Origin of the sequence: Liquorilactobacillus oeni DSM 19972 (assembly GCF_001436275.1) — a bacterium.
Taxonomy (GTDB): Bacteria; Bacillota; Bacilli; order Lactobacillales; family Lactobacillaceae; genus Liquorilactobacillus; species Liquorilactobacillus oeni.
The window spans coordinates 348955-373279 of record NZ_AZEH01000020.1; the positions used below are offsets into that span (position 1 = coordinate 348955).

General features: G+C 37.7%; 21 protein-coding genes and 2 other annotated features (1 of these 23 cut by a window edge). Of the genes, 11 read left to right on the forward strand and 10 right to left on the reverse strand.

Annotation, left to right across the window (positions count from 1 at the left end):
* Nucleotides 1-156, forward strand: a binding site (T-box leader) (it extends 74 nt beyond the left edge of the window).
* 213 nt (nucleotides 157-369) lie between these two features.
* Entirely contained in the window at nucleotides 370-1422 is a 1053-nt protein-coding gene (locus FD46_RS02600) for a branched-chain amino acid aminotransferase (protein WP_057895626.1), read from the forward strand.
* A gap of 616 nt (nucleotides 1423-2038) precedes the next feature.
* Here the strand turns inward: FD46_RS02600 and FD46_RS02605 are convergent.
* Nucleotides 2039-2995, reverse strand: coding sequence for a glycosyltransferase family 2 protein (locus FD46_RS02605; protein WP_057895627.1), 957 nt, complete (start codon nucleotides 2993-2995; stop codon nucleotides 2039-2041).
* A gap of 701 nt (nucleotides 2996-3696) precedes the next feature.
* Nucleotides 3697-5439: a sensor histidine kinase gene (locus FD46_RS02610; RefSeq protein ID WP_057895628.1), complete on the reverse strand. Its 1743-nt coding sequence runs from the start codon at nucleotides 5437-5439 to the stop codon at nucleotides 3697-3699.
* A gap of 247 nt (nucleotides 5440-5686) precedes the next feature.
* Between FD46_RS02610 and FD46_RS02615 the strand changes: the two genes are divergently transcribed.
* From FD46_RS02615 to FD46_RS02625, 3 genes are all read left to right on the forward strand, one after another.
* Complete coding sequence (locus FD46_RS02615) at nucleotides 5687-6115, forward strand: MerR family transcriptional regulator (RefSeq protein WP_057895629.1); 429 nt, start codon at nucleotides 5687-5689, stop codon at nucleotides 6113-6115.
* Nucleotides 6116-6134: 19 nt separating this feature from the next.
* Entirely contained in the window at nucleotides 6135-6521 is a 387-nt protein-coding gene (gene gloA2 / locus FD46_RS02620; protein ID WP_057895630.1) for an SMU1112c/YaeR family gloxylase I-like metalloprotein, read from the forward strand.
* Nucleotides 6522-6598: 77 nt separating this feature from the next.
* Nucleotides 6599-7198: a TetR/AcrR family transcriptional regulator gene (locus tag FD46_RS02625; protein WP_057895631.1), complete on the forward strand. Its 600-nt coding sequence runs from the start codon at nucleotides 6599-6601 to the stop codon at nucleotides 7196-7198.
* Between the two features lie 122 nt (nucleotides 7199-7320).
* Here the strand turns inward: FD46_RS02625 and FD46_RS02630 are convergent, their stop codons facing one another.
* The gene (locus FD46_RS02630; RefSeq protein WP_057895632.1) at nucleotides 7321-7713 is read right to left on the reverse strand and encodes a PaaI family thioesterase; all 393 of its coding nucleotides are present in this window, start codon (nucleotides 7711-7713) and stop codon (nucleotides 7321-7323) included.
* Between the two features lie 60 nt (nucleotides 7714-7773).
* On the opposite strand from FD46_RS02630, the gene menB reads away from it, so the two are divergent.
* The gene (menB, locus tag FD46_RS02635) at nucleotides 7774-8595 is read left to right on the forward strand and encodes a 1,4-dihydroxy-2-naphthoyl-CoA synthase (protein ID WP_057895633.1); all 822 of its coding nucleotides are present in this window, start codon (nucleotides 7774-7776) and stop codon (nucleotides 8593-8595) included.
* Between the two features lie 22 nt (nucleotides 8596-8617).
* Entirely contained in the window at nucleotides 8618-10078 is a 1461-nt protein-coding gene (locus FD46_RS02640) for an o-succinylbenzoate--CoA ligase (protein WP_057895634.1), read from the forward strand.
* Between the two features lie 211 nt (nucleotides 10079-10289).
* On the opposite strand, the gene FD46_RS02645 is transcribed toward FD46_RS02640, so the two are convergent.
* Both FD46_RS02645 and FD46_RS02650 read right to left on the reverse strand, forming a co-directional pair.
* On the reverse strand, nucleotides 10290-10619 hold the full coding sequence (locus FD46_RS02645) for an ArsR/SmtB family transcription factor (RefSeq protein ID WP_057895635.1): 330 nt from the start codon (nucleotides 10617-10619) through the stop codon (nucleotides 10290-10292).
* 142 nt (nucleotides 10620-10761) lie between these two features.
* Nucleotides 10762-11703 carry a nucleoside hydrolase gene (locus FD46_RS02650; RefSeq protein ID WP_057895636.1) on the reverse strand — a complete coding sequence of 314 codons (942 nt, stop codon included), beginning with the start codon at nucleotides 11701-11703 and terminating at the stop codon, nucleotides 10762-10764.
* Nucleotides 11704-11972: 269 nt separating this feature from the next.
* Here FD46_RS02650 and FD46_RS02655 point away from each other — a divergent pair, with 269 nt between their 5' ends.
* The 4 genes from FD46_RS02655 (at nucleotide 11973) to FD46_RS02670 (ending at nucleotide 16673) form a co-directional block, all read left to right on the forward strand.
* Nucleotides 11973-12959, forward strand: coding sequence for a BMP family lipoprotein (locus FD46_RS02655; RefSeq protein ID WP_420805338.1), 987 nt, complete (start codon nucleotides 11973-11975; stop codon nucleotides 12957-12959).
* A 142-nt stretch (nucleotides 12960-13101) separates the two neighbouring features.
* A complete protein-coding gene (locus FD46_RS02660; RefSeq protein WP_057895638.1) occupies nucleotides 13102-14628 on the forward strand; it encodes an ABC transporter ATP-binding protein in 1527 nt (508 codons plus the stop codon).
* Between the two features lie 6 nt (nucleotides 14629-14634).
* Entirely contained in the window at nucleotides 14635-15717 is a 1083-nt protein-coding gene (locus FD46_RS02665) for an ABC transporter permease (protein ID WP_057895639.1), read from the forward strand.
* Nucleotides 15714-16673 (forward strand): ABC transporter permease, encoded by a 960-nt coding sequence (locus FD46_RS02670; RefSeq protein WP_057895640.1) that lies wholly within the window; start codon nucleotides 15714-15716, stop codon nucleotides 16671-16673. Before FD46_RS02665 ends, FD46_RS02670 begins: the two co-directional genes overlap by 4 nt.
* A gap of 229 nt (nucleotides 16674-16902) precedes the next feature.
* Here FD46_RS02670 and FD46_RS02675 read toward each other — a convergent pair whose 3' ends face one another.
* The 5 genes from FD46_RS02675 to treR all read right to left on the reverse strand — a co-directional run bounded on the left by FD46_RS02675 (nucleotide 16903) and on the right by treR (nucleotide 23396).
* The gene (locus FD46_RS02675) at nucleotides 16903-17730 is read right to left on the reverse strand and encodes an undecaprenyl-diphosphate phosphatase (RefSeq protein WP_057895641.1); all 828 of its coding nucleotides are present in this window, start codon (nucleotides 17728-17730) and stop codon (nucleotides 16903-16905) included.
* A gap of 442 nt (nucleotides 17731-18172) precedes the next feature.
* Entirely contained in the window at nucleotides 18173-18991 is an 819-nt protein-coding gene (locus tag FD46_RS02680; RefSeq protein WP_083479342.1) for a 2-keto-4-pentenoate hydratase, read from the reverse strand.
* Nucleotides 18992-19189: 198 nt separating this feature from the next.
* Nucleotides 19190-19434 (reverse strand) — a binding site (T-box leader).
* Nucleotides 19435-19530: 96 nt separating this feature from the next.
* Nucleotides 19531-20898: an NAD-dependent succinate-semialdehyde dehydrogenase gene (locus tag FD46_RS02685; RefSeq protein ID WP_057895643.1), complete on the reverse strand. Its 1368-nt coding sequence runs from the start codon at nucleotides 20896-20898 to the stop codon at nucleotides 19531-19533.
* 72 nt (nucleotides 20899-20970) lie between these two features.
* Nucleotides 20971-22650 carry an alpha,alpha-phosphotrehalase gene (treC, locus tag FD46_RS02690; RefSeq protein ID WP_057895644.1) on the reverse strand — a complete coding sequence of 560 codons (1680 nt, stop codon included), beginning with the start codon at nucleotides 22648-22650 and terminating at the stop codon, nucleotides 20971-20973.
* Between the two features lie 5 nt (nucleotides 22651-22655).
* Nucleotides 22656-23396 (reverse strand): trehalose operon repressor, encoded by a 741-nt coding sequence (gene treR / locus FD46_RS02695; protein WP_235805533.1) that lies wholly within the window; start codon nucleotides 23394-23396, stop codon nucleotides 22656-22658.
* A 430-nt stretch (nucleotides 23397-23826) separates the two neighbouring features.
* Here treR and FD46_RS10720 point away from each other — a divergent pair, with 430 nt between their 5' ends.
* On the forward strand, nucleotides 23827-24324 hold the full coding sequence (locus FD46_RS10720; protein ID WP_083479343.1) for a PTS sugar transporter subunit IIA: 498 nt from the start codon (nucleotides 23827-23829) through the stop codon (nucleotides 24322-24324).
* Nucleotide 24325 lies beyond the last annotated feature (1 nt).

Consider the following 24325-nt stretch of genomic DNA (forward strand, 5'->3'; position numbering starts at 1 on the left):
AGATAAGGCGAGTATCACTCTGAGCTGTATAGTTGAACTTATAGTAGGCTATACTGGACACACTCATTATCGTGTAGCATATTGTTATAGCGTTATGCTTGAGGTAATCTTATAAGATTACGAATAAAGGTGGTACCACGCAAAAGCGTCCTTTTTGATCATTTTATAGATGATCTGAGAGGGCTTTTTTAATTTTACAGTGTTGGCGCTGTGCTTATAACAAATACTGATTGTTTATGAGATCTTTTTAATTTACTGAAAACTAGGAGGTGTTGCAATTTTTGCAAATTGATGCTGCGACCACTTGTTTAAAATGCAAAAGAAGATTTATTATGAAAGTCAGAGTTTAATTTAAGAGGAGCTGATAGTATGTCAGATGAAAATACAAAACAAAAAGTTGAAGAACTTGATTGGTCTAATTTAGGTTTTAAATACCGGAATTTGCCGTATAGCTACCATGAAGAATTTAAAGATGGTAAATGGCAAAATGGCGGGTTGACTACTGAATCAACGCTGACTGTTTCAGAAGCAGCAGAAGATCTTCATTATGGTCAAGAAGTTTTTGAAGGCTTAAAAGCTTATCGCAGGAAAGATGGCGGAATCAACCTATTTCGCCCAGACATGAATGCTAAAAGGCTCGCTAATTCTGCTAAGAGGCTTTTAATGGAACCATATCCTGAAGACAAATTTGTGGAAGCAGTAAAAGCAGTAGTTAAAGCCAATCAAGAATTTGTACCTCCATACGGAACAGGCGGTTCCTTATATATTAGACCATTTATGATTGGCACACAGCCAGTAGTTGGTGTTGCTCCTTCTGAGGAATATCAATTTCATATCTACGCAACTCCAGTAGGTGCTTATATTAAAGGGTTGAATCCAATGCCTTATGTAGTGAGCGATTATGATAGAGCGGCCTATGGTGGAACCGGCCAAGCCAAAACTGCTGGCAATTATGCAAGCAGTTTATTGCCCTCAATATTAGCAAAAAAGGCTGGTTTTGCCGATTGTCTTTACTTAGATCCGCGCGAACATAAGTACGTTGATGAATTTGGGGGAGCTAATTTTTATGGAATTACAAAAGACGGTCAATTTGTGACACCGAAATCAAATTCTATCTTGCCTTCAATTACTAAAAAATCGTTATTGGAAATTGCTGAACAGCTGGGCTTGAATCCAAAGGAAACACAAATTGAGGCAGACCAGCTTGATGAACTTTCTGAAGCTGGAGCAATGGGAACAGCAGCTGTTATCTCGCCAGTAGGCTCTTTAACTTATAAGGGTAAAAAGCATGTCTTCTTTAGTGAAACAAAAGCCGGTCCTGTAACTAAAAAGCTCTATGAGGCTTTGGTAGAAATTCAATTAGGCGATCGTCCGGCACCAAAAGGCTGGGTTCAAGAGGTCGATGTTACACAGGTTAAATAAGTAGCATCTATGCTATCCTTAAGAACTGTAATACTTAGAGGCTCTTGTGCAAGTAAAGATAAGCAGATTCGATAATAGTTTAATGAATCTGAGATACCATGAATGACTTTAACCATGAAAACTTCCTTTTCGTTATAATATCTTGGCCGTTGCCCAGAACTATTACGAAAGAAAGTTTTATTTTGTATAAAAGTAGTAATTGGTGCAAGGTTATTGTGATTGTAAATATTATAAAAACACTTAGTACAGTAGGTAAATTAACTAACGGTACATTTAATAAATCTAGGCTAAGATAATTTTTGGTACCTATTAAGAAAATATAACTGTGTTGAAATTCACAACAGCATTACATTATTTGGATAAAAGCTAAAATGAATTTTCGCTAACTATAAGTTTTTCTGAACTGTAGCATCATAGAAATGCTATAAACTAAATCTAATTGCCGGGCATGTTCAAGGATCAATACTAGAATGTTCAGCAGCAATACACTTTTAGGCATAAATTTCTTAATTTATTTATATGTCTTATCAATAACTACCTTCTTCTCCAGCGTATTTCCGATTGTTTTTGAAGATATTTATTGCATTTTGCTAAAAATAATATCATACATTCCGTGTTAATTTTTCTTTGTATAGTCATCTTTTTCAATTCTATATCTTGGTCTCCTCTTAACTTCTGTAAATATTTTTCCAATGTATTCGCCAATTACACTTAAACTAATAAGCTGAACTCCGCCAAGAAGCCAGATAGAGATTATCAAAGAGGTCCAACCGCCGCTGGTGTGGTGTGTGAATTTCATTATTAGGGAGTAAATAAATAGTATAATTCCTACACTAACTATCAGTATTCCTAAGCCCATTATCATTTTAATAGGTACAGTAGAAAATGAAGTGATTCCGTTAGTTGCAAACTTCAGCATCTTTTTTAACGGATATTTAGATTTACCTGCAAAGCGTTCTTTTCTTGCATAATATACTTTAGCAGACCGATATCCGACAAGAGGTACCATTCCTCTAAGAAATAAGTTTCTTTCACTAAAGTCTAGTAATCCTTCGGTTGTTCGTTTGCTCAATAATCTGTAATCTGCGGAGTCTGGAATTAGCTCTACTCCCATTTTTCTCATTATTTCATAGAATGCCAACGCTGTTTTTCTTTTAAAGAATGTATCAGTATCACGACTGTTTCTGACCCCGTATACAACATCGTAGCCTTCGAGATATTTGTCTACCATTTTAGGAATAGCATTAACATCATCTTGCAGATCAGCATCGATTGTTATAATCAAGTTTGATTTTTTTGCTGCAACTTTCATTCCTGCAAATAATGCATTTTGGTGTCCGTAATTTCTAGTGAATTTTAGTCCGGTCACATAATTATATTTTTCTTCGTATTTTTCAATTAAGTCCCAAGTTTTATCCATACTGCCATCATTTACAAATAAAATTTTACTTGATGAGTCAATCTTGTTATCACTTATCATTTTTTCCAGAACACTGCCCAGTTCCTTTACAGTTTCTGGTAGAACTTGTTCTTCGTTGTAGCAGGGTACTACAATCGTTAATTTATTGTTCATGTGTTTCCTCCAAAAACATTCTCTGTATAATTTAAATAGTTGTTAGGATAAATTCGACAGAAATTACTTAACAAATAGCTATACACACTACTTCACTTTATCATTTGCTGGAGAAGTTTGGTAGTACCAATAGCTTTGAAGAGCGTTTAACTTATAAGCGGAATTAAGCTGTTAAATAGGGGCTGGGCCAAGATTTATTGTTTTGGTTCAGCTTTTTTGTGCTTTCTTACAGTTTCCATATTAACGGGTTCCAATAATCAGTCTTTTCCACTTAACCGCGAATTTGACTATGAGCAATTCGCAGTTAATGCTCAAAGCCTAACGATTATTGGCACGCTCCTTTATTTTTGTTTTGCCAGAGTTGGTGAAACGGCCAGGTTTATAGACCTTGCCATGGTAAAAATTAAGATTTCTTCGCGCTTTTCCAGTCCTGTAAGCAAATGTTTCTAATATATTCGAAACATTGTTTGCTAAATATAAGTAATAGCCAATGAAACTTTTCGTGATGAAAAGCTGACAAAGTATATTTATTCTTCGCCTGTTTTGAATTTTTAATTATTTGTTTTATGTGCAATAGCAGAGGTAATTTTTTGTCAGTTTTTAAAGGCTGAAAACAGTTAGCAGGATCATTTTTTGGATGTTAGGGTTAAAAATAAAGTTTTAACTAAACATAGTTCACGTACCGCGATCATAAAACAAGCTTATTGGTGGGATAAATTTTGGGGGTTGCTTACTGGAACTATTGTTTTTATCGTAGTTCCTTTTTCTGAACTTTGGATTTGCAAGTGGCTTTCGTTACCATATAAGCCGATCAGACGACGATTAAGATTCACTAGTGCAGTACCTGTGCCTGTTGAAGATGCAATTGTTTCCTGTCCTAAGCGCGTGAGCAGCTCTTTTTTGATTCCAATACCATTATCAGCGACAACAATTATTAAAGATTGCTCCTGTTGTTTTACAGAAATCCTGATGATATTTCCCTTACGTCTATTTGGAAAAGCGTGTCGTACTGAATTCTCAACGAGAACTTGCAGACAAAAGGGCGGTACTTTTACTTCCGAATCAGCATCTATGTTATAAATGACAGTATACTTGTCTGGAAAACGGGTTTGTTCCAGTGACATATAAGAGTTGACATGCTCTTTTTCTTGCTTGAGCGGGATTTGTGTTGCTGTCACGCCCTGCAAGCTGGAACGAAAGAAAGTACTGAGCTGCAGTAATGCTGCTCGTGCCTGTTCCACGTTTGTCCTCATTAAAGCGTTCACGGTGTTAATAGCATTAAAAAAGAAGTGGGGATTTATTTGGGCCTGCAGTGATTTTATTTCGGCATCGCTGGCAAGCTTTGATTGTTCTTCAGCCATACCCAAAGCAAGCTGGCTGGAAAAAATCAAAGCTAAACCTTGTGCTAAGTTTTCTTCCACGGTAGTTAAACGCTCAGCTTTTGTAAAGTACATCTTCAATGCACCGATTGTCTTGTCATTGACTCTTAGAGGCAGGACAATTGCTGAAGCTAATGGACAATTGGCATTCGGACAGCCAATTTCATTTTTATGATAGGCAAAACGGGCAGTTCCGCTTGCAATTACGTGTTTTGAAAGGTCAGTTAAAACAGCCTGCCCTGCAAGATGATGATCTTTACCTGCTCCTACATGAGCTAACACATTGATCCTGTCAGTAATTCCGACAGCATCAAAGTTAGTATATTCTTTAATTATTCTGCATGCCTGTTGTGCGGAATTAATGTTTAATCCCTGACGAAAGTAAGGCAAAGTACGGTTAGCCAAGTTTAAGACATCATGTGTTTGTACTGCCTTAAGCTGCTGTTCATTTGAAAGATATGCATTAAGGATAGAGATGAAAACTGAAACGCCAATACTGTTCAATAGCATCATAGGGATAATAATTAATTTTACCAATGCCAGACCACTGAAAATGCCAATAAAAACCATTTGAATGGATTCTGCAAGTAAGCCCAAAGCAGCGCTAGCCCAAGAAGCAGGATAAGAATCGCGCTGAGAAAACCGCTTAGCCAAAGTACCACTGACAAAACCGACCAGAGTTGAACTGACAATATAAAAGTAATCAGAAAAATTACCTTGAATTACACGATGCAAACCGCCAATGAAACCAACGATACTGCCCACAAAGGGTCCGCCTATTATTCCGGCTACGGTAATAACCAGTGTTCGCGTATTTGCAATTGAGTCTGATTGCGGCAATCCTGTTAAAAAGGGTGCTTGTACAAGAGAATTATCCCGTGTAATTTCGACACCAGTTAAATTTGAAATAATTGTAAAAACTGCAAAAATTGCAATTAAAGCAGTTGCAGCTTTTAGCGTTTTTTTGGTAATCAGCTTTCTAAAAAAGGAAACATTAACAAGTAAGAATGCTAATACTAAGATAATTCCAAGACGCTGCAGTAAAAGAATAAAGAGTGAAAACACGGCGACAGCTCCCTTTAAGCTATAACTTATAGTTGATTTATATATAGATATTAGCACTTTGTCAATTTAGAAACTACTTGCAGTCTGAGGATTTTTTGAAAAAAGATGGACTACGCTGTAATTAAGTATATTTTTAGAAAAAACAGTGGCTTGTTGTTTGAATTATCGCTTTACTGCTATTTTTTGGTAAAATATATAAAGAAGAAAGCAGTTTTCAATGAAAAGTATTAAAAAAGGATGAGCAGACATGGGAAAGAATTTTTCACTAAAAGCTGACTTAATTATTGGAATCGGAGACCTAGGAAACTTGACAGGAGTTTCACCGCGGCAGCTGAGGTATTGGGAAGAAAAGAAGTACATTGAGTCTGTTACGGAGGAGAGGAGTTCTGGGCGAAAATATCAATTTGAAATGTTTTTTAAAGTGCAGGCTATTAAAAAATTTTTAGATGAAGGTTTTACTCTTGCAAAGGCTGCAGAGCAGGCTGAACAGCAGCGAAAAAAAGTGGAAATTTGTAAAAAGTTCATCAGTGAAGCTTTTGAAGATGTGGTTGTAGAAGACCCTAACGGTCCTTCTGGAAAAATAATTATGGGTTTTATTGATAAAAGAAAGAGTAAAAGAGTGATTGGAATTGTAGATGAAAAGGGCAGTCACTTTGAAATTCAACAAGAAGAATAAGGAAACGGCAGGCTAAAAAATGGAATTAACAGTGCTTCATCATGTAGCTATTATCGGACATGAATTAAAACGAACACGTGAATTTTACGTTAATAAATTGGGTTTTGAAGTAATTGCCCAGCATGAACGACCAGACAAAAATGATATTAAAATTGATTTAGCAAACGGAGCGGTTCGCCTTGAGATTTTTATCAAACCTGATGCACCGCAACGGCTGACTTTTCCAAGGGGAGAAGCCACAGGACTGCGACATTTAGCGTTCAAAGTTGCAGATGTGGAACAAACAGTTTCAGAACTAGAAAACATGGGGATAAGGACAGAGGATATCAGAAAAGACACATTTACAGGTGAAAAGATGACTTTCTTTTTTGATCCGGATGGACTGCCGTTAGAAATTCATGAATAAACAACTGGTCATTTTTATAAAAGACAATTTAGAAAGTGCAGCTGTGATGGCTTTCTTAAATTGACGGAGGAGATTTTTTGACTGGAATAAAAAATAATCAACGAAGCCGCTGTACTAAAGAAGTGATTCGCAGCAGCTTTTTAAAATTGCTGCGAATTGAAGATATTGAAGCAATCAATGTTACTGATATTTGTAAAGAGGCTGAGATTACACGTGGTACTTTTTATCATTATTACAGCAGTCAATTTGATTTGCAGCGCTGCTTAAGAAAGGACCTTTTCAAAAATACTCTTGTCTTGATTAAACTTCGATTCAGCCAGGGACAGCGGACTGTTTTACCAGCTATTTTCGAAGCTTTGAAGCAGGCTGATCCTGAGATAGTAAAGGCCGCTTTGGACGCAAACCAAGGAAGCCTTTTTTTAAGAAGGATCTTTGCAAGCTGTAAAGAAATTGTTCGTCCTTACATGATGAATCAAATTGACTGGGTGAACGACCAGCAGTTTGAATATCTGTATGCTTACTTTTCAAATGGTGTAACAGGAGTAATCCTTTTGTGGGTAGAACAGGGAATGCGTCCTGTTACTAGCTACATTGAAGAAGATACACTTAAAATGATCCGCGAAAGTATAACATATTTAGCAAATCACAAGCACAAGAAAAGGGGATTCAAAGAATAGTTTTTTCGAATAACGTATTATAAAAGCAGCAATAAAAACGGGAAACCTTAAGGATCAAATCAGGTTAACCGCTCCTTTTTTCAAGGCTTCATTTATGATTTTCACTTTTGCGTGTGCTAAAATTAATTGGTGTGCGAGGCGCTTTCAAATTTTTTTTGAAGGGAAATCGTAACGGTACTAACACTGGTAACTTTGGTGCTTGGGTATTGAATTATTTTAACTTGCCAAACCTGAATTCTCTTTCCTATGTGGATTGGATGCGCGATAGCTTTAAGTGTTCCGGAAGAAACCGGCAGCAGGTGATTTGTGGTGATGCTGAGACCAAAAGCAGCCTGGTTCGTGTCAGCAAGAGTATTTGCTCCCATGCTGGCTGCAGTTTCTGCTAAAACTGCATTGATTCCGCCATGAACAAATCCAAATGGTTGTTTTATTTTGTCGCTTACATTGAGCACAAGAATAGTTTTTTGAGCAGATACAGTTTCAGTTTTTATATTCAAGGTGTCAAGCAGATTCATACATACATCTCCTGAGTTAGTGGTTTATAAGTCTATTTTACCAGAAAGGACATTAAAAAGATGGAAACAAGAAAATGGCAACGAGTTAAGGAATATCAAGAAATTATTTTTGAACGCAGTGGCAAAATTGCCAAATTAACGATTAATCGTCCTGAAAGACGGAATGCATTTACACCAGTGACAATTTCTGAACTGCTTGAAGCTTTTACTCTTTGCAGGGATGATAGTTCAATCGGAGTAATTATTCTGACTGGAGCAGGTGATAAAGCCTTCAGTTCAGGTGGAGACCAAGGAGTACGTGGAAACGGTGGCTACGTGGGTCCCGATAAGATTGCACGCTTAAATGTGCTGGACTTGCAGCGCCTGATCAGGATTATTCCTAAACCAGTTATTGCTATGGTTAGGGGCTGGTCAGTTGGCGGAGGAAATGTCTTGCAGCTTGTTTGTGATCTGACTATTGCAGCTGATAACGCTAAATTTGGGCAGACTGGGCCCAAGGTCGGCAGTTTTGATGCCGGCTATGGTTCAGCATACCTGGCACGTGTTATTGGGCATAAACGTGCGAAAGAGGTTTGGTTCATGAACCATTGGTACACAGCAAAAGAAGCATTTGAAATGAACTGGATCAATAAGGTTGTACCCCTCGCTGACGTTGAAACTGAAACTCTTAAGTGGTGTGACGAGTTGCTGACCAAGTCTCCAACAGCCCTGCGTTTTCTTAAGGCAGCCATGAATGCTGATACAGATGGATTAGCAGGCCTGCAGCAGCTCGGTGGTGATGCAACAATGCTCTTTTATACTACAGATGAGGGAAAAGAAGGCCGGGATGCATTCAATGAAAAACGCAAACCTGACTTTGATAAGTTTCCAAAATTTCCGTAAAAGTGTTTAAGGAGCGGTAAAATTGGAAAATTGGTTAACGAAACAAGCGAAGCTGGTGCCTCAAAAGACAGCCTTGATTTTTGAAGAACATATCTGGTCTTTTAAGCAGTTGAAAAATGAAGTTATTAGAACAGCAGGCTGTCTGACTAAAGCAAATTTGCAAAGAGAACATAGGATAGCGCTTATTCCGGCTAATACCTCGAATAGTTACTTTATGCTTCTTGCTTTGCAGCAGCTTGGAATTACCCCGGTTTTACTAAATTTTCGACTAAGTTCAGCTGAGCTTGAAAGGCAGCTTGATAATGCACATCTAAAAGTTGTCTTATTTGACGATGAATTAGCTTTAAGGCTGGACGGATGCAAGGAGCTGCAAAAAAAATGGTTTGTTAGTTCATTAGCTGAAATTAGAAAATCAGCTGCAGCTCAGCCGGTTATAAAGCAGGAATTTCCAGAGACAAGCACAGCGTCTATTATGTATACTTCAGGAACTACCGGTAATCCTCATGGTGTAATTCAAAGTTTTCGTAATCACTTTTACTCAGCGGTAGGGTCTGCTTTTAATTTGGGAGTATCTCCAGATGATCTTTGGTTATGTGCAGTTCCGCTTTTTCATATCAGCGGGCTTTCTATTGTTATGCGCAGCTTGGTTTATGGCATGGGGGTTTTGCTGACACGCCGCTTTGAAGCTGCTGAAATTACCAGATTGCTGTGCAGACAGCCAGTCACGCTAATGTCTGTTGTTCCGCAGATGCTTGAGCAGCTTCTTGCAGTTTTTCCAAAAAGCGGATATCAGAAACATTTTCGTGCTTTTTTATTAGGAGGTGCTGCCATTTCCAAAACAACTTTAGCTGCATGTCAGGAAAAAAAGCTTGCGGTGATTCAGTCGTACGGAATGACAGAAACATGCTCACAGATAGTAGCTTTAAACTTTGCAGATGCTGCACGTAAGATTGGTTCGGTCGGCAAGCCACTATTTCCTGTACAGCTGCGAATTGCTGGACAAGATGAAGGTGAAATTCAAATTAAAGCACCGAACGTGGTTAGCGGTTATTTAAATAATAAGGACCAGTTTGAAAAGAAGCTTACATCTGATGGATGGTTTCGCACGGGAGATATTGGTACTCTAGATACGGAAGGATTTCTATTTGTAAAAGGCCGCAGCGACGAAATGTTTGTGTCAGGCGGAGAAAATATTTTTCCTAATGAAATAGAAGAAGTTTACATGACACTTCCCATTATTCAAGAGATTGCAGTAATAGGAGTTTCTGATAAAAAGTGGGGCGAGGTTCCGTGTGCTTTTTTTGTAGCAGCAAAAGAACTTGATAAGAAGTTTCTTTGCAGCTATGGCAGAAAAGTTATTGCACATTATAAGGTTCCTAAATACTTTATTCAGGTTTCACAGCTTCCTCATACAGCGAGCGGTAAAATCAAACATTATGCATTAAGGAATTATTTTGAGAGCAATCAAAAAACGAGTTTTTAAACATAATTTGTTGTTTTTATAAAAAGGTACTGAGTCAAAAATTAACTTTTGACTCAGTACCTTTTCACTTTAACTTGCAATACTCGTGTTATTCAGCACTACACAACAAATTGCCTAATAACAAGCTAAATTATATTTTAAGCCATCACTAATAATGACTAAAGAATGCTGCTGGTGTATTGATAATTCTTGGTCTATTTATTTTTAATACTTATTTTCTATGATATGGGTCTCTTTCCCTGACGTGTTCTCTAACCTGCTCAAAAATTGTAATAATATGCTGATCCGATAATTCATAATTGATCTTTTGACCAGCACGAATACCGCGCACTAGTTCCGTTTGACGCAATAATTTCAGCTGGTGTGAAGTGGCTGACTGCGAAATACCAATTTCTTCAGCAATCTCATTGACAGATAAAGACTTATCCGCTAATAAGAAGAGAATCTTATAACGAGTTTGATCTCCGAAAGCTTTAAATAATTGAACGCTTTTATCCAGTTCAAAATTACTTGGTAATTGATAATTATTCGCTTTTGTCATATAGGCCACCTTTAAAAAAATCCAGTACTAGATCAGAAAAAATATGGAAACATATAGATTTTACCATACACATTCCATTATACCTAAAATATTGTCGAGTAAAAAGAGTTCTTCACCTTATCTGGTTTATTATTGTCAATTTTTAGTCAGCTTTACGTGCAAGCTGATCAATTAAAGCAAAGAATTTTTTATGATCAACGTCATAAACTAATTCGGCTGAACGGCCGTCCTCTGTAAGATAAGTTCTACCGTCACTGGGCGCAGTGATACTGACAGCACAAGTGATTTTTTGGGTTTTTACAATAGTGGGATTGAAGAAGCAGCATGTTGTGAGTACATCCCATAAATAATATGTCGAGTTCGTTTCGAACAATCTTAGTTCAGGAACTAATGCATAACTGTTGCCGATAAAATCAAGACCGGTGAAGCGCCTTTGAGAAGCCCAATGCTGTCTTATCTCTTGAGTGAGCGGCACATTATTGGTACTTTCAAGGCTCACTAATTTCAATGAGATATTTGAGTCAAAAACAGTTTTTACCGCTTTCGGATCCCAAAAGGCGTTCCATTCCTGTGTACCGTCTGAATCTGGTTCGATTACATTGCCTCTTTTGAGAAATGTACCGCCCATCCAAATCAGCTGCTTAATATTATTTTCAATTGAAGGATCGAGTTCAAGCGCACGTGCAAGGTCTGTAAGAGGTCCTGTAAAAACAAGCGAAAGAGGCTGTTGGGCATGTTGCAGCTTATGTAAAAGATCAATATGCGCTGGTTCATCGCTTTTTTGAGTTAAGATCTTGCCGCTTTCATTTAAGAGTGGAAGTGCGTTCTCTGAATAAGCTGCAAGCCGCCATTCTTTTGGGAAAGGATGGACTGCTCGCGAGTTAGAAGTAGCTACTTTTATTTTTAAGCCATGCCCGAAACGATCAATAATTTTACGGCTGGCTTCAACGGAAGGTCCGACATAACTATCTGCATCAACTGCTCCTACTCCGACAAGCTCAACGTCATCCATTTGAAGCAAAAGAAAGAGAGATATCAAGTCGTCAACACCGCCATCATGGTTAAAATAAACCTTTTCTGTCATAATTAAGTGCCCCTTATCTATATGATTTTCTTTAAGTTGTCCTAAATTATAGCTAACATAACAGTGTTCGTCAAAAAACTCCTATTTTGAGGATAATTACTTCTTTTAAAAAGTATTTTATTAAAATACGAACAATAGACTTTTTGTTTTGCGAAACATATTGATTTTAGAACGTGACTGCTGTATACTTTTTCGTAGTTAAAGTTAAATAAAAATTTGGGGGCTGTATTTCAGTGAAGAGAAAAGTATTGGCATTTTTAGCAGCAACAATGATGGTGGGGACTATTCTTGTTGGTTGCGGCAATAATTCTGCAACAAGTAAAGGGACAAAGCATTCTGCTGCTTTAGTAACAGATGGCGGCGGTATTGATGATAAGTCATTTAATCAGTCTGCATGGGAAGGACTGCAAAGCTGGGGTAAAAGCCACAATTTAAAGAAGGGCTTGAATGGATATAATTATGCTCAGTCGAATGATGATTCCGACTTTTTGCCAAACATTAATAAGTTGGTAAAAGCTAAGTATGCAACTATTTTTGGGATCGGTTATAAGTTAGACAACGCAATCGGTTCAGCAGCAAAGGCAAACCCGGATACTAATTTTGCAATTATTGATTCAGTTGTTAAGAACCGTAAAAATGTTGCTTCTATAACTTTCAAGACTGAACAATCTTCATTCTTAGCTGGAGTTGCGGCAGCTGAAACAACCAAAACAAATAAAGTTGGTTTTGTAGGCGGAATTCAAAGTGACGTTATTAAAACCTTTGAAGCTGGATTTAAACAGGGTGTTAAGGCCGTTAACCCTAAAATTCAGGTTGATGTAAAGTATGCCGGTTCATTCTCTAAGGCGGATGTTGGTCAATCATTAGCTACTGCAATGTTTAATAATAATGAAGATGTTATCTTCCATGCAGCTGGTGGAACTGGAGCAGGTGTCTTCACAGCAGCTAAGAATTCTGCTAAGAATGGTAAAAAAGTATGGGTTATCGGCGTTGACCAAGATCAAAAAGCCGATGGTGCATATGAAGGCGGTAATGTAACTTTGGCATCGGCTGTTAAAAAAGTGGGTACTGCAGTTAAAGATCTTTCTAATCAGGCGATGAAGGATAAATTCCCTGGTGGGAAAGTTGTTACTTATGATCTCAAGGATAATGGAGTAGGTATCATTAACGATAATATGCCTAGTGATACTTGGAAAGTTGTTCAAAGTTACCAACAAAAAATTAAAGATGGTTCAATTAAAGTTGACCCTAAATAAGAGTATTATTAATTTTAAGGATATCGGTGGTAAGATATCATCAGCTAATTTGAAAGCTGTTTAGCAAAAAGTGGTGAAGCATTGGAGAAGAGATGACCAATACTTCGCCATTTTATTGCATACTGGATCGGAGGAGGTCTGTATGGATAACGTTGTTGAAATTAAGAACATCACCAAAAAATTTGGCAGCTATAAGGCTAATGACAATATCTCTTTGCAATTAAAAAAGGGTGAAATACTAGCTCTTTTAGGAGAAAACGGTGCTGGAAAGTCAACTTTGATGGGGATGCTGTCTGGCCTGCTTGAACCGACTTCGGGGGAGATTTTGATTAATGGGCATAAAGCTGTAATGAATAATCCCCGGGATGCAAAGAAACTTGGTATTGGAATGGTTCATCAGCATTTTATGCTGATTCCAGCTTTTTCGGTACTTGAAAATATTATTCTAGGCGATGAGCCGACTAAAGGTTCATTTATTGATTACAAAAAAGCAGCTACTGAAATTCAGAAACTTGCACAGAAATACCATCTTGATATCAATTTAAATGCGAAGGTTCGCGATATTACTGTAGGAATGCAACAGCGTGTAGAAATTATGAAAGCCTTGTATCGCAAAGCCAATATTTTTATATTTGATGAACCGACTGCTGCGTTGACACCACAGGAAATTGATCAGTTGATCAAGATTTTGCGAGCTTTAGCAGCTGAAGGTAAAGCGGTAATTTTTATCACTCATAAGTTAAAGGAAATCAAGGAAGTAGCTGACCGTTGTGTTGTTATTCGGATGGGTAAGGTTATTGATACAGTTAAAGTCAGTGAGACGAAGGAAGAAACGCTTGCTGAAATGATGGTTGGCCGCAAAGTTAACTTAGCGCTTGATAAGAAAACTGTACCCCAGGATAAGCTAGTGCTTGAAGTTAAGAATTTGGAAGTTGACGCACATAAGCGCCGCAAGGTTTCAGATTTTAATCTAACCATTCATGAAGGTGAGATCGTAGGAATTGCCGGAGTTGATGGAAATGGACAAAGTGAGCTGATCGAGGCAATTACTGGGTTGAGAAAAGTCAGAGCGGGCAGTATCAAAGTTGATGGCAAAGAACTTCAAAACTACTCTGCAAGAAAGATTTCAGAAGCTGGTGTGGGCTGCATCCCGGAAGATCGGCAAAATGTGGGCTTGATCTTACCGTTAACAATTGCTGAAAATTTGGCGTTAAAAGATTATTATCATGAACCTATCAGCAAATACGGTCTTTTGAACTATAAATTGATTAATCAAAATGGAAGAAAGCTGATTAAAGATTTTGATATTCGTTCGCAAAGTGAAAAAGAACTTGTAGGTGATCTTTCCGGTGGTAATCAGCAAAAAGTAATCGTAGCCCGTGAAATTGCAAAGGAACCTAAGCTTTTAATTGCTGCTAATCCTACTCGTGGGGTTGATATTGGTGCTATCGAGTATATCCATGAAAAAATTATGGAACAGCGAAATGCTGGGCGTGCAGTTTTACTTGTCAGTTTTGAACTTGACGAAATTTTAAAGTTATCTGATCGTATCATTGTAATTCATGAAGGCAAAGTAGTTGGACAAATTGATCCGCAAAATACGTCCAGCGAAGAATTAGGGTTGATGATGGCTGGCAAAACACCAGTTTCTACAGGAATAGAGAGGTAATAAGGCGTGCTCAGTAAATCATTTAAGGGAATATCCAATGCATTGATTTCGATTTTTGCCGGCTTTATAGTTGGTGCAATCGTAATGTTGTCTTTTGGGTATGATCCATTACAAAATTATCAAAATTTGTTAGTAGGAGCTTTTGGAGATATCTATTCCATAGGTGAAACTTTACGTAACATGATCTCGCTTATCTTGACAGCATTAGGATTTGCAGTAGCAAGCAAAGCTGGGTTCTTTAACATTGGTGGACCAGGACAGTATTTAGTGGGGTGGTTTAGCACGATTGCCTTTACCCTTAACTTTTCACACTTACCCGGATTTTTGCTGATTACAGGCGGACTGCTTTGCGGAGCAGTTGCTGGTGGAATCTGGTCGATGATTGCTGGTGTTTTACGCGCATACTTTGGCACCAGTGAAGTAATTACTACAATTATGTTGAATTATATCGCGCTGTATTTCGTTAACTTTGCTGTAAAGAACTGGTTAGCAGCAAAGGGGAGTGATTCTTCGCCTAATATTGTCAGAAAAGCGAGTTTAAATACTAATTTTCTGCAGGAAATTACACATAACTCAACTTTTAATTGGGGATTTTTTATTGCATTGATCGTCGTCGCACTAATCTGGTTTTATTTTAATAAAACCCGTTCTGGTTTTGAAACTAAAACAGTAGGGCTTAATGAGTCTGCGTCCAAATATGCGGGCGTAAATGTAAAAAGAACTATTGTAATTGCGATGCTTATTTCGGGGCTGCTTGCTGGGCTTGGCGGAGCAATAGATGGTTTGGGAAATTTTCAGAATATTTCTGTTTCAAACAATCTTCCAAGCGTTGGGTTTAATGGTATGGCAGTTGCTTTACTTGCAGCCGAAAACCCGATTGGGATCGTCTTTTCAGCCTTGCTTTTTTCAGCCTTGCAGATTGGCGGATTGAGTATCTCCGTTTATTCGAATACTCCAAGTGAGATTGTTGATATTGTAATTGCAGCAATTATCTTCTTTGTTTCGATCAAATATGTCTTTGAATTATTATTGAAAAAACGCTGGTTTGCTAAAAAACGGGTAAGCGAAAAGGAAGGTGCAGATAAATGAGTTTAACAACAATTTTAATGACAGTCTTTTCGACTACCTTAATTTATGCCGCTCCTTTAATTTTTACTGCTCTTGGAGGTACTTTTTCAGAACGCAGTGGGATAGTGAATGTTGGGTTGGAAGGTATGATGATTGTCGGGGCTTTCAGCAGTACGGTCTTTAACCTTTCATTTGCCAACGTTTTAGGAAATGCGACTCCTTGGATTTCTTTGCTTGTCGGTGCTGTTTTTGGGCTGCTCTTTTCAATCTTGCATGCAGTAGCTACAGTTACTTTTAGAGCTAATCATATTATCAGCGGGACAGTTTTAAATTTGATGGCACCAGCATTATGCGTCTTTTTAACCCGTATTATTTATAACGGAAAAGGGCAGACACCTGTCATTGACCAGAGTATGGGCAGTTTCACTTTCCCAGGTTTGTCACAGCTTCCATTTGTAGGAAAGGTTCTTTTTTCACGGACTTCTCTAGTTGCCTTTGTCGCTGTTTTTATAGGAATTTTAAGCTGGTATATTCTTTATCGCACGAATATCGGGTTAAGACTGCGTTCAGTCGGTGAAAATCCTACTGCTGCTGATACATTGGGAATTAATGTAGGCAAGTATAGATACTTGGGTGTTTTAATATCAGGATTTTTGGGCGGAATCGGAGGCGCTGTAATGGCACAATCGATTACTTTGAATTTTTCCGCAAGCACGATTTCGGGGCAAGGTTTTATGTCACTTGCTGCGATGATTTTTGGTAAGTGGAATCCCTTAGGTGCGACAGGCGCCGCAATCTTTTTTGGGTTAGCTCAGAGTTTGCCGATAATTGGCGGTTACGTTCCTGTTTTATCGCAGGTTAATTCAGTTTGGTTCCAGATCGCCCCTTATGCTATTACTATTATTGTATTGGTCTTTTTCTTGGGTAAAGCTGTTGCGCCTGCTGCAGACGGCCAGAATTATATTAAAGGAAAGTAAGTAATAAAGTTTATTATTTTTATTCTTATCAAGCTCTAAACATTTAAATATACAGCTAAGGGCCCGTGACGAAATCAATCTTCCGTCACGGGCCCTTAGTTTATTCATCCAGCATACGCAAAGAATCATGTGGATTGTATTTGAAAGCTTTTTTAATATAAAATTATTATTTTTCTGCAGCTGATTTGAATTTGAAACGTATTGAATTCAAATATATAGCCACCAGAGCTTAATGAAACAGTGTGAAGTAGCCAATTACGATAACCCCTAATACAATACGATACCAGCCAAATACTTTAAAATCATTTTTCTTAACATAATTAAGCAAGAAGCGAATTGAAAGGTATGCAATTACAAAGGAAACAATAACACCAACTGCTAAAACAATTCCCTGTGACCCAATAAGTGTACCGCCGTGTGTGAAGTATTTGTAGAGCTTTAGCAATGAAGCACCGAACATTGTTGGGATGGCCAAGAAAAATGAAAATTCAGCAGCAACAAAACGAGAAGTACCAATCATAATCCCGCCTAAAATTGTGGCACCTGAACGAGAAGTACCAGGAACCAATGATAATATCTGAAACAAACCGATAGTAATTGCTGTTTTATATGTAAGAGCATCCAGATCATCATATGTCGGTGTCAACTTTTTGTTGCGGTTTTCAATTACAATGAAGAGTATTCCATAAATAATTAAAGCCATTGAAACAACAAACCAGTTCATAAGATGTTCATCCATCCAATCATTTAATGGTAAGCCTATCAAGATTGAAGGGATTACAGCAACAATTACCTTTTTCCACAGTGTCCAAGTTTTTTTCTTTTCAACCGTGCTTTTGCGTGGAGACCAGGGATTTAACTTATGGAAGTAGATGACAACGACAGCCATAATTGCTCCTAACTGGATTACTACATTGAACATATCAACAAACTGTTTTGACTGTTCCAGTTGGATGAATTCATCTACAAGTACTAAATGACCCGTTGAACTAATAGGCAAAAACTCAGTTATACCTTCAACTATTCCTAAGATAATTGCCTTAATAATGTCAAACATAAAATTTTCTCCTTTGTAAATAATGGTTTTACTGTATCATGATACTTCATTTAGCTGTATTAAACAATTTATGGCAAGTCTTTTAAAGAGAATATTTATAAATTACTTGAAAAGTTGAAGCATGTAAGACTGTATTTGAAAAAACTGATTCGTTGGATAAAAAATTGTAAGTTAAGTGTTTTTATTTAGAAGGATGTAAAAAATAAGTAATAAAAAACGAAACATGAACTTAAAAGAGGGATTAAGCCAAATAATTTGACTCAATCCCTCCGTACCATTTTCGGTTTTTGTATTACTGTGTTTTAGCAGACAACTCTTCCCGTCTCATCACGAATTACACATAAATAAACTATACTTGCAGTTTGCTGTCAGTGTTCAAGGTCTTCAGCTTATATCATCTAAGTTCGATAACAAAATAATGTTTTATTATTTAATTAAGATATTATTTTGTAACTGTTAATTCAACGTTTCCTAGAGTATGGTCAAACTTGGCAGTCCAATTACCAACAGCTAATTTAGGCGGCAAAACGAATGTCCCAGTAGAAACCATTTGTCCTGTTTGAAGTGGTGTTCCTTGTTCCTCAAGTTTTTTAACCAGCCAGTGAAGAGAATTCAGCGGATTATTCAAGACTTCAGATGAAACACCTTCTTTAAGTTTCTTGCCATTATAGAGTAGTTCGCAATTAACATGTGCGAGTTCTTCAGTAGTCTTGAAGACTTCAGTGGTCGGTTTTTCATTTCCATAAAGAACAAGGCCACCGACAGCTGCATCAGACATCACCAAGTACTTGGATAATGTCGGGAACCAATCTTTAAAGCGCGAGTCCGGAACTTCCAAACCAGCGGCAACAGTTGTCTTTTGCATTAATTCAAGAAGAGAATCAGTGCTTTTAAGTTCTTTGACCGCTTTAAATTCAAGTTCAACTTCAACAAGCGGCTCCATTAGGTTTGAGAGACTGACACTGGTCGGAGCATGGAGAAAGCGGCTTGTAACTTGTGCTCCATAAAGCGGAGAAGTAGAAGCAAACATTTTTTGAGTTTCCTCACTTGTAAGAGAGACTTTGTAACCACCGACTTTTTCTTTTTTGAGATCTGTTAGCCGTCTTTGAACTCGATATGCTGTTTCATCGTCGTTTACGGCCCCCTGCCAATCAGAAACGAGAAGCGGTGTACGAGTAGTGTAAGCATGAAAAAGTTTTTGTGCAAAGTTTTCTTGTTCTTTTGTCAGAGATGTAGTTTCTTTAGTTTGTGTTTGATTCATTGTTAACCCCTCCATTTTTTGAGAGCGGTTCCTAAATGCATGTCCATGCTGGTGAGGAACCGCTAAAACTGTACTTCAACTTTAAAATCTGAATATTGCCATCGTCGCTTTTAATACCACTTTCATCGCCTTGCATGGTTTCCTCACCTACCTTTTTATTAAATCTAAACAAAAAACGCCCTTTAACCATCTATCTGGTCAAAGGGCGTTAAAACGCGGTACCACCTTTAAATTGCACCTACTATGAAAAAGATGCCTCTTACAAACTCTTTATAAGAATTTGCACACTCGATAATGGGAGTCCCCAGCAGAATCTAATATCGCTTTGATTTCGAACTGCAGCTCAAAGGTGATTTTCTTTTACGTTCGTTCGCTCACCTTTCCATTATCGGAGAGTCCCTAAAACCGCGTACGTAAAATACTTTCCTAATCAACGCTTCTCATTTAAATTTAATTTGTTATCGGTATATTAACGCTAATTTAGCGAGCAGTCAAGGGCCTTTTTAAATTACTTTTAAAAATAACTTACTTTAACTTAATCATTCTAACACCGTTTTAATATTAGCAAATTCACGAATTCCCAAATCGCTTAATTCGCGGCCATAACCAGATCTTTTAACACCGCCGAATGGAAATTCCGGGTTAGAAGATAAAGGCTGATTAAGTGCCACCTGGCCAGTTTCAACTTTAGTAGCTAATTTCTGTGCATGTTTTGGATCACTTGAGTAAACTGCCCCGCCAAGTCCATATTGTGAATGGTTTGCGATTTTTAAAATCTCCTCTTCAGTTTCGGCCTTGTAAATTTGTGCAACCGGACCAAAAAGCTCAGTATCATACATCGGATTGGCAGAGGACATACCTGTGATGATCAGAGGATTAAAGAAGGCACCAGGGCCTTCTACAGGAGTGGGATCACCCCAAATAACTTTAGATCCTCCGGCAATAACTTTACTTACTTGTTCTTGTAAATTCTTTTGTGCAGTTTTTGAAGAAAGGGGAGCCAGCGTTGTCGTTTCGTCTAATGGATCTCCCAGCTTTTTCTTCTTAAACTCTTCGATAATTCCAGCAAGAAATTTATTATAGATTCTACTTTGGACAATATATCTTTTAGCTGCAGTGCAGACTTGCCCAGAATTATTCAGGCGTGCCGAAACAGCACCTTTGACGGCGGTTTCAAGGTCAGCATCATTTAAAACGATGCAAACATCGGTGCCGCCAAGTTCCATTGTAGATTTCTTCAGATTTTTACCAGCTTCTGCAGCAATAATCGCACCAGCCTTTTCAGAACCGGTTAAGGCAACACCTTGAACACGATCATCAGCAATGACTTTATTGACTTGATCGTAATTGATGAACAGATTCTTAAATGCACCTTCTGGAAGGCCAGCAGTTTTGCAGGCATCTTCAAAAGCTTGTGCGCATTCTGGAACAATGCTGGCATGTTTTAATAATACTGGGTTTCCTAAGATAAAATTAGGTGCGAAGACCCGCATGATCTGTGTGTAAGGAAAATTCCAAGGTTCAACAGCAAGAATCGTACCAATTGAATTAAATTCGGTATGCGCTTTTTTTCCAGCTACACTTTTATACGTTTGGTTTTTAAGGTTTTTTTCACCGTTATTGACATAATAATTTGCAAAGGCTGCATTTTTTTCAACTTCTCCGCGAGCTTCAGAGATTCTTTTGCCCATGTTTGTTGTCATGAAACGAGCATATTTATCAATGTTATTTGTAAATTCGTTTGCAAGTTTTGCTAACAGCTCTGCTCTTTTTGAAATCGGCTCTGTCTTTGCCTGACGATAAAAAGCATCAGCTTTTTTTAAGGCAGCCTCCAATTCTTCATTGGATGTTTCGGCAAATTCTCGGATCAGTTCACCGTTATAAGGGTTAATTGCTTTATAAGACACTTAAAAGACTCCTTTCTGTTACAGCCCTAATTATAGAAGTAATTGCCAGCGGATGAAAATAAAAAGATTGACTTAAGAAAGAGGTTTGAAAGCAAGTGCTTCATAAGGCCGTAGTTTAAGTTTTTTTGGCAATTGTTCATTGTATTTAAAAGGATAGTTGCCAAGCAATAATGATACCTGACCCTGCAGTTTTTTCGGTATTTCGATACTTGTTTCTTTTTCATAAAAATTAGCTAAAACAATTATTTGCTGCTCATTTAAAAAGCGCCGGTAGGCAAAAACTTGAGGATGTTCAGCAAAAAGTGCTTCGAAATGTCCAATTGCAATTAGTTCTTCAGTTTTGCGCAACTGAATAAGTTTTTGGTAAAATTCAAATATTTCACCGTGTGCAAGTTCACGCTCAACATTTATTTTAGCTTGATTTGTCGGCATCAGCCACGGTTTTGTAGTTGAAAAGCCGGCATACTTGGTTGCATTCCACTGCATAGGCGTTCGACTATTATCACGTGATTTTAAAGAAACGGCTTTAAAAGCTTCTTGTTCGGAATAACCCTTTTTTAAAAGGGCATTGTAAGCATTTTTAGTTTCCACATCATTATAACTAGAAATTTCAGAATAGGAAGGATTCGGCATTCCGAGCTCTTCTCCCTGATAAATATAGGGAGTTCCCCGCAGCAAATGGAGAACCAGAGCAAGCATTTCTGCTGACTTTTCGCGGTACTCGTGCACATTGCCGAAGCGGTTTAATGCACGTGGTTGATCGTGATTATTCCAAAAAAGAGCGTTCCAGCCCCCGTGTCTGTCAAGTTCAGTTTGCCATTCGAAAAGAAGTTTCTTTAATGCAGCAAAATCAAAGGGGATAGTCTTCCACTTATTACCATTCTTATAGTCGACTTTTAAGTGATGAAAGGTAAAAACCATTGAGAGTTCATGATTCTGCGGTTGTGTATATGCAATCGAATTATTGACCGTTGTAGAAGACATTTCTCCTACAGTAATAATGCTGGAGTCCCGTCCAAAACTGTTTTGGTTGAGTTCTTTCAGGTAAGTATGGACAACCGGAGTATCGGTATATAGTTTTTTTTCTTGCTGAGGATCTGTTGAATTACGCAAATTTGTGTCTTTGCCGGTCACATTGATTACATCGAAGCGGAAGCCTTTAACACCCTTATTGCGCCAAAAGTTCACGATTTGTGCTGCTTCTTTACGGACATCGGGGTTATGCCAATCCAAGTCGGCTTGAGTGGGATCGTAGAGATGGAGATAGTAGTCTGAGCTGTTACCGAACTTTTTCCAAGCAGAACCACCAAATTTAGACTGCCAATTTGTTGGTACACTGCCATCTTTTTTTGAAGGCCTGATGTAAAAGTAAGCACGGTATTTAGGATCTCCAGCAAGAGCTTTTTGAAACCAGGGATGGGAGGTTGAACAATGGTTCAGAACCATATCTAACATGACATCAACATGAATTTCCTTTAACCGCTGTTCCAGTTCTTTAAAATCAGCCATTGTTCCAAAACGTGGATCTATTTTGTAATAGTCTGCAATATCGTAGCCATTATCATTTTGGGGAGAAACAAAAAAGGGATTGAACCAGATCATGTCAACGTTTAGCTTTTCAATATAGGGAATTTTTTGAATAATTCCTCGCAGATCTCCAATGCCGTCACCGTTACTGTCATAAAAAGATTTAGGATAGATCTGATAAATTACCTTTTGTCCCAGTTTGCGATAGTAATCTGTTGTATTCATAAACATTACTTTCCTTTCGTGTTTGTTAAAATTCTTTTCCGTCTTGCAAAGTCTGTAAATTTGAACTTATCTGGACGATGGTAAGAAGCGGTAATTTGAAAAAGAGTTGTATCTGCCAAATAAGTATAACTTCTGACAACAACCACTAGATCTGCGGTGGCTAACTTCAGTTTTTTTCTAACTTCTTCAGGAGGATTTTCGACTGTAATTTCCTTAGTTGCATAAGAAATATCGAAACTGAGGTTTTCTTCAAGATATGCGTAAACAGAGTCTGCGGCAGCTTTTTCAGGAAGTTCATCTAGTGGAGGAGAAAGAAGATAGTCACGATCTAAAACCTCGGGTTCACCATTAATCAAGCGCAGTCTTTCAAGGTAAAAAGCCGGTTGTTGAGGCTGAATAACACCATTTGTCAAAAAATCAGGAACGACAGTTTTTGTTAATTTAAGGACAATGGTCTTTGCATTCATTCCAAGCATTTTATTCAATTCCTTAAAGCTTGTAATTCCAGAAATGGGAAATGTAAAGCGTTGAATATCCAAAACCATTGAGCCTTTTCCTTTTATTTTTTGAATCAGCCCTAGCTCATTCAGCTGCTCAAGCGATTTCCGGATCGTTTCACGTGAAGTGCCATATAACTCGCAGAGTTTGTGTTCACTAGGTAAAAAAGTTTGTGCAGCGTAAATTTTATGCTGAATTTTTATTGCAATATCGTGTGCGATTATATTTTGTTTATTGAAGGTACTCAATGATTTGCACATCCTTTAGAAATCTTTTTTCTTAATATATCATATTGTTCCTGTATATACATGATTATAGAGGAACAAGACTATTGATATTACAGCTCATAACGATAATTGAAAACTAATGTCTAAAAACACTACTTGTGCATTGTTTTCCTGGTTTTGTATCCATTTATAGTTCTGCTGTTCTTAATTAAAAGCGCATATACAAGAAAAATTTGGGTATTTTTGAGTATCAGCGCTGCAAAGCTGTAGACTAATTTTACGCTTGTAACGGTTGATAGCCGTCTAAAAGACAACATGTTTTTCTGCTATTTACTAGAAGCAGAATTTAAAAAGGCTATTAAATTGACTTTATGTATATACACGTTTTATCATTAGTTTGAATTAAATGAAAGCGATTTAACTTGGTCTTGTAATTTTAGGAGGGATTTTAATGTTTGGGTTTAGCAAAAAAAAGTCCGACACAATAGAGGTGCTTTCTCCAGCAACTGGACAGGTTGTTGCTCTGTCCGATGTGGATGATGCGGTATTTTCAACTGGTAATATGGGTAAGGGCTTTGGATTGGAGCCAACAGAAGATGAGATTTTGTCGCCTGTAACGGGAAAAGTAACTTTGGTGGCCGAAACAAAACATGCTTTAGGAATTGAAACGGCAGAAGGGGTGGATATTTTAGTACACATGGGGATTGACACCGTCGAATTAAAAGGCAAACCCTTCGAAATCAATGTTGCAGTTGGTCAAAAGGTTAAAGCAGGCCAAAAGGTCGCTACTATGGATGTTAAACAAATTCAAGAAGACAAACTTAAAGCAACAATTATGGTAGTAGCAACCAATACGGCTGATATGGTTGATAAGGTTGAGATGGAAGTGAATAAGAAGTGTTCGGCGGGTAACGTTATTGGGAAGATTAAGTTGAAGAAAGAGGAGTGAC

Excerpts from the sequence above, each read along its gene's own strand:
- gloA2 (WP_057895630.1), top strand. The coding sequence starts at position 6,135 with ATGGAATTAACAGTGCTTCATCATGTAGCTATTATCGGACATGAATTA.
- FD46_RS02605 (WP_057895627.1), bottom strand. The coding sequence starts at position 2,995 with ATGAACAATAAATTAACGATTGTAGTACCCTGCTACAACGAAGAACAA.
- FD46_RS10720 (WP_083479343.1), top strand. The coding sequence starts at position 23,827 with ATGTTTGGGTTTAGCAAAAAAAAGTCCGACACAATAGAGGTGCTTTCT.
- FD46_RS02630 (WP_057895632.1), bottom strand. The coding sequence starts at position 7,713 with ATGAATCTGCTTGACACCTTGAATATAAAAACTGAAACTGTATCTGCT.
- FD46_RS02675 (WP_057895641.1), bottom strand. The coding sequence starts at position 17,730 with ATGTTTGACATTATTAAGGCAATTATCTTAGGAATAGTTGAAGGTATA.
- FD46_RS02655 (WP_420805338.1), top strand. The coding sequence starts at position 11,973 with ATGATGGTGGGGACTATTCTTGTTGGTTGCGGCAATAATTCTGCAACA.
- FD46_RS02680 (WP_083479342.1), bottom strand. The coding sequence starts at position 18,991 with ATGAATCAAACACAAACTAAAGAAACTACATCTCTGACAAAAGAACAA.
- FD46_RS02600 (WP_057895626.1), top strand. The coding sequence starts at position 370 with ATGTCAGATGAAAATACAAAACAAAAAGTTGAAGAACTTGATTGGTCT.
- FD46_RS02670 (WP_057895640.1), top strand. The coding sequence starts at position 15,714 with ATGAGTTTAACAACAATTTTAATGACAGTCTTTTCGACTACCTTAATT.
- menB (WP_057895633.1), top strand. The coding sequence starts at position 7,774 with ATGGAAACAAGAAAATGGCAACGAGTTAAGGAATATCAAGAAATTATT.
- FD46_RS02660 (WP_057895638.1), top strand. The coding sequence starts at position 13,102 with ATGGATAACGTTGTTGAAATTAAGAACATCACCAAAAAATTTGGCAGC.
- FD46_RS02650 (WP_057895636.1), bottom strand. The coding sequence starts at position 11,703 with ATGACAGAAAAGGTTTATTTTAACCATGATGGCGGTGTTGACGACTTG.
- treC (WP_057895644.1), bottom strand. The coding sequence starts at position 22,650 with ATGAATACAACAGATTACTATCGCAAACTGGGACAAAAGGTAATTTAT.
- FD46_RS02615 (WP_057895629.1), top strand. The coding sequence starts at position 5,687 with ATGGGAAAGAATTTTTCACTAAAAGCTGACTTAATTATTGGAATCGGA.
- FD46_RS02645 (WP_057895635.1), bottom strand. The coding sequence starts at position 10,619 with ATGACAAAAGCGAATAATTATCAATTACCAAGTAATTTTGAACTGGAT.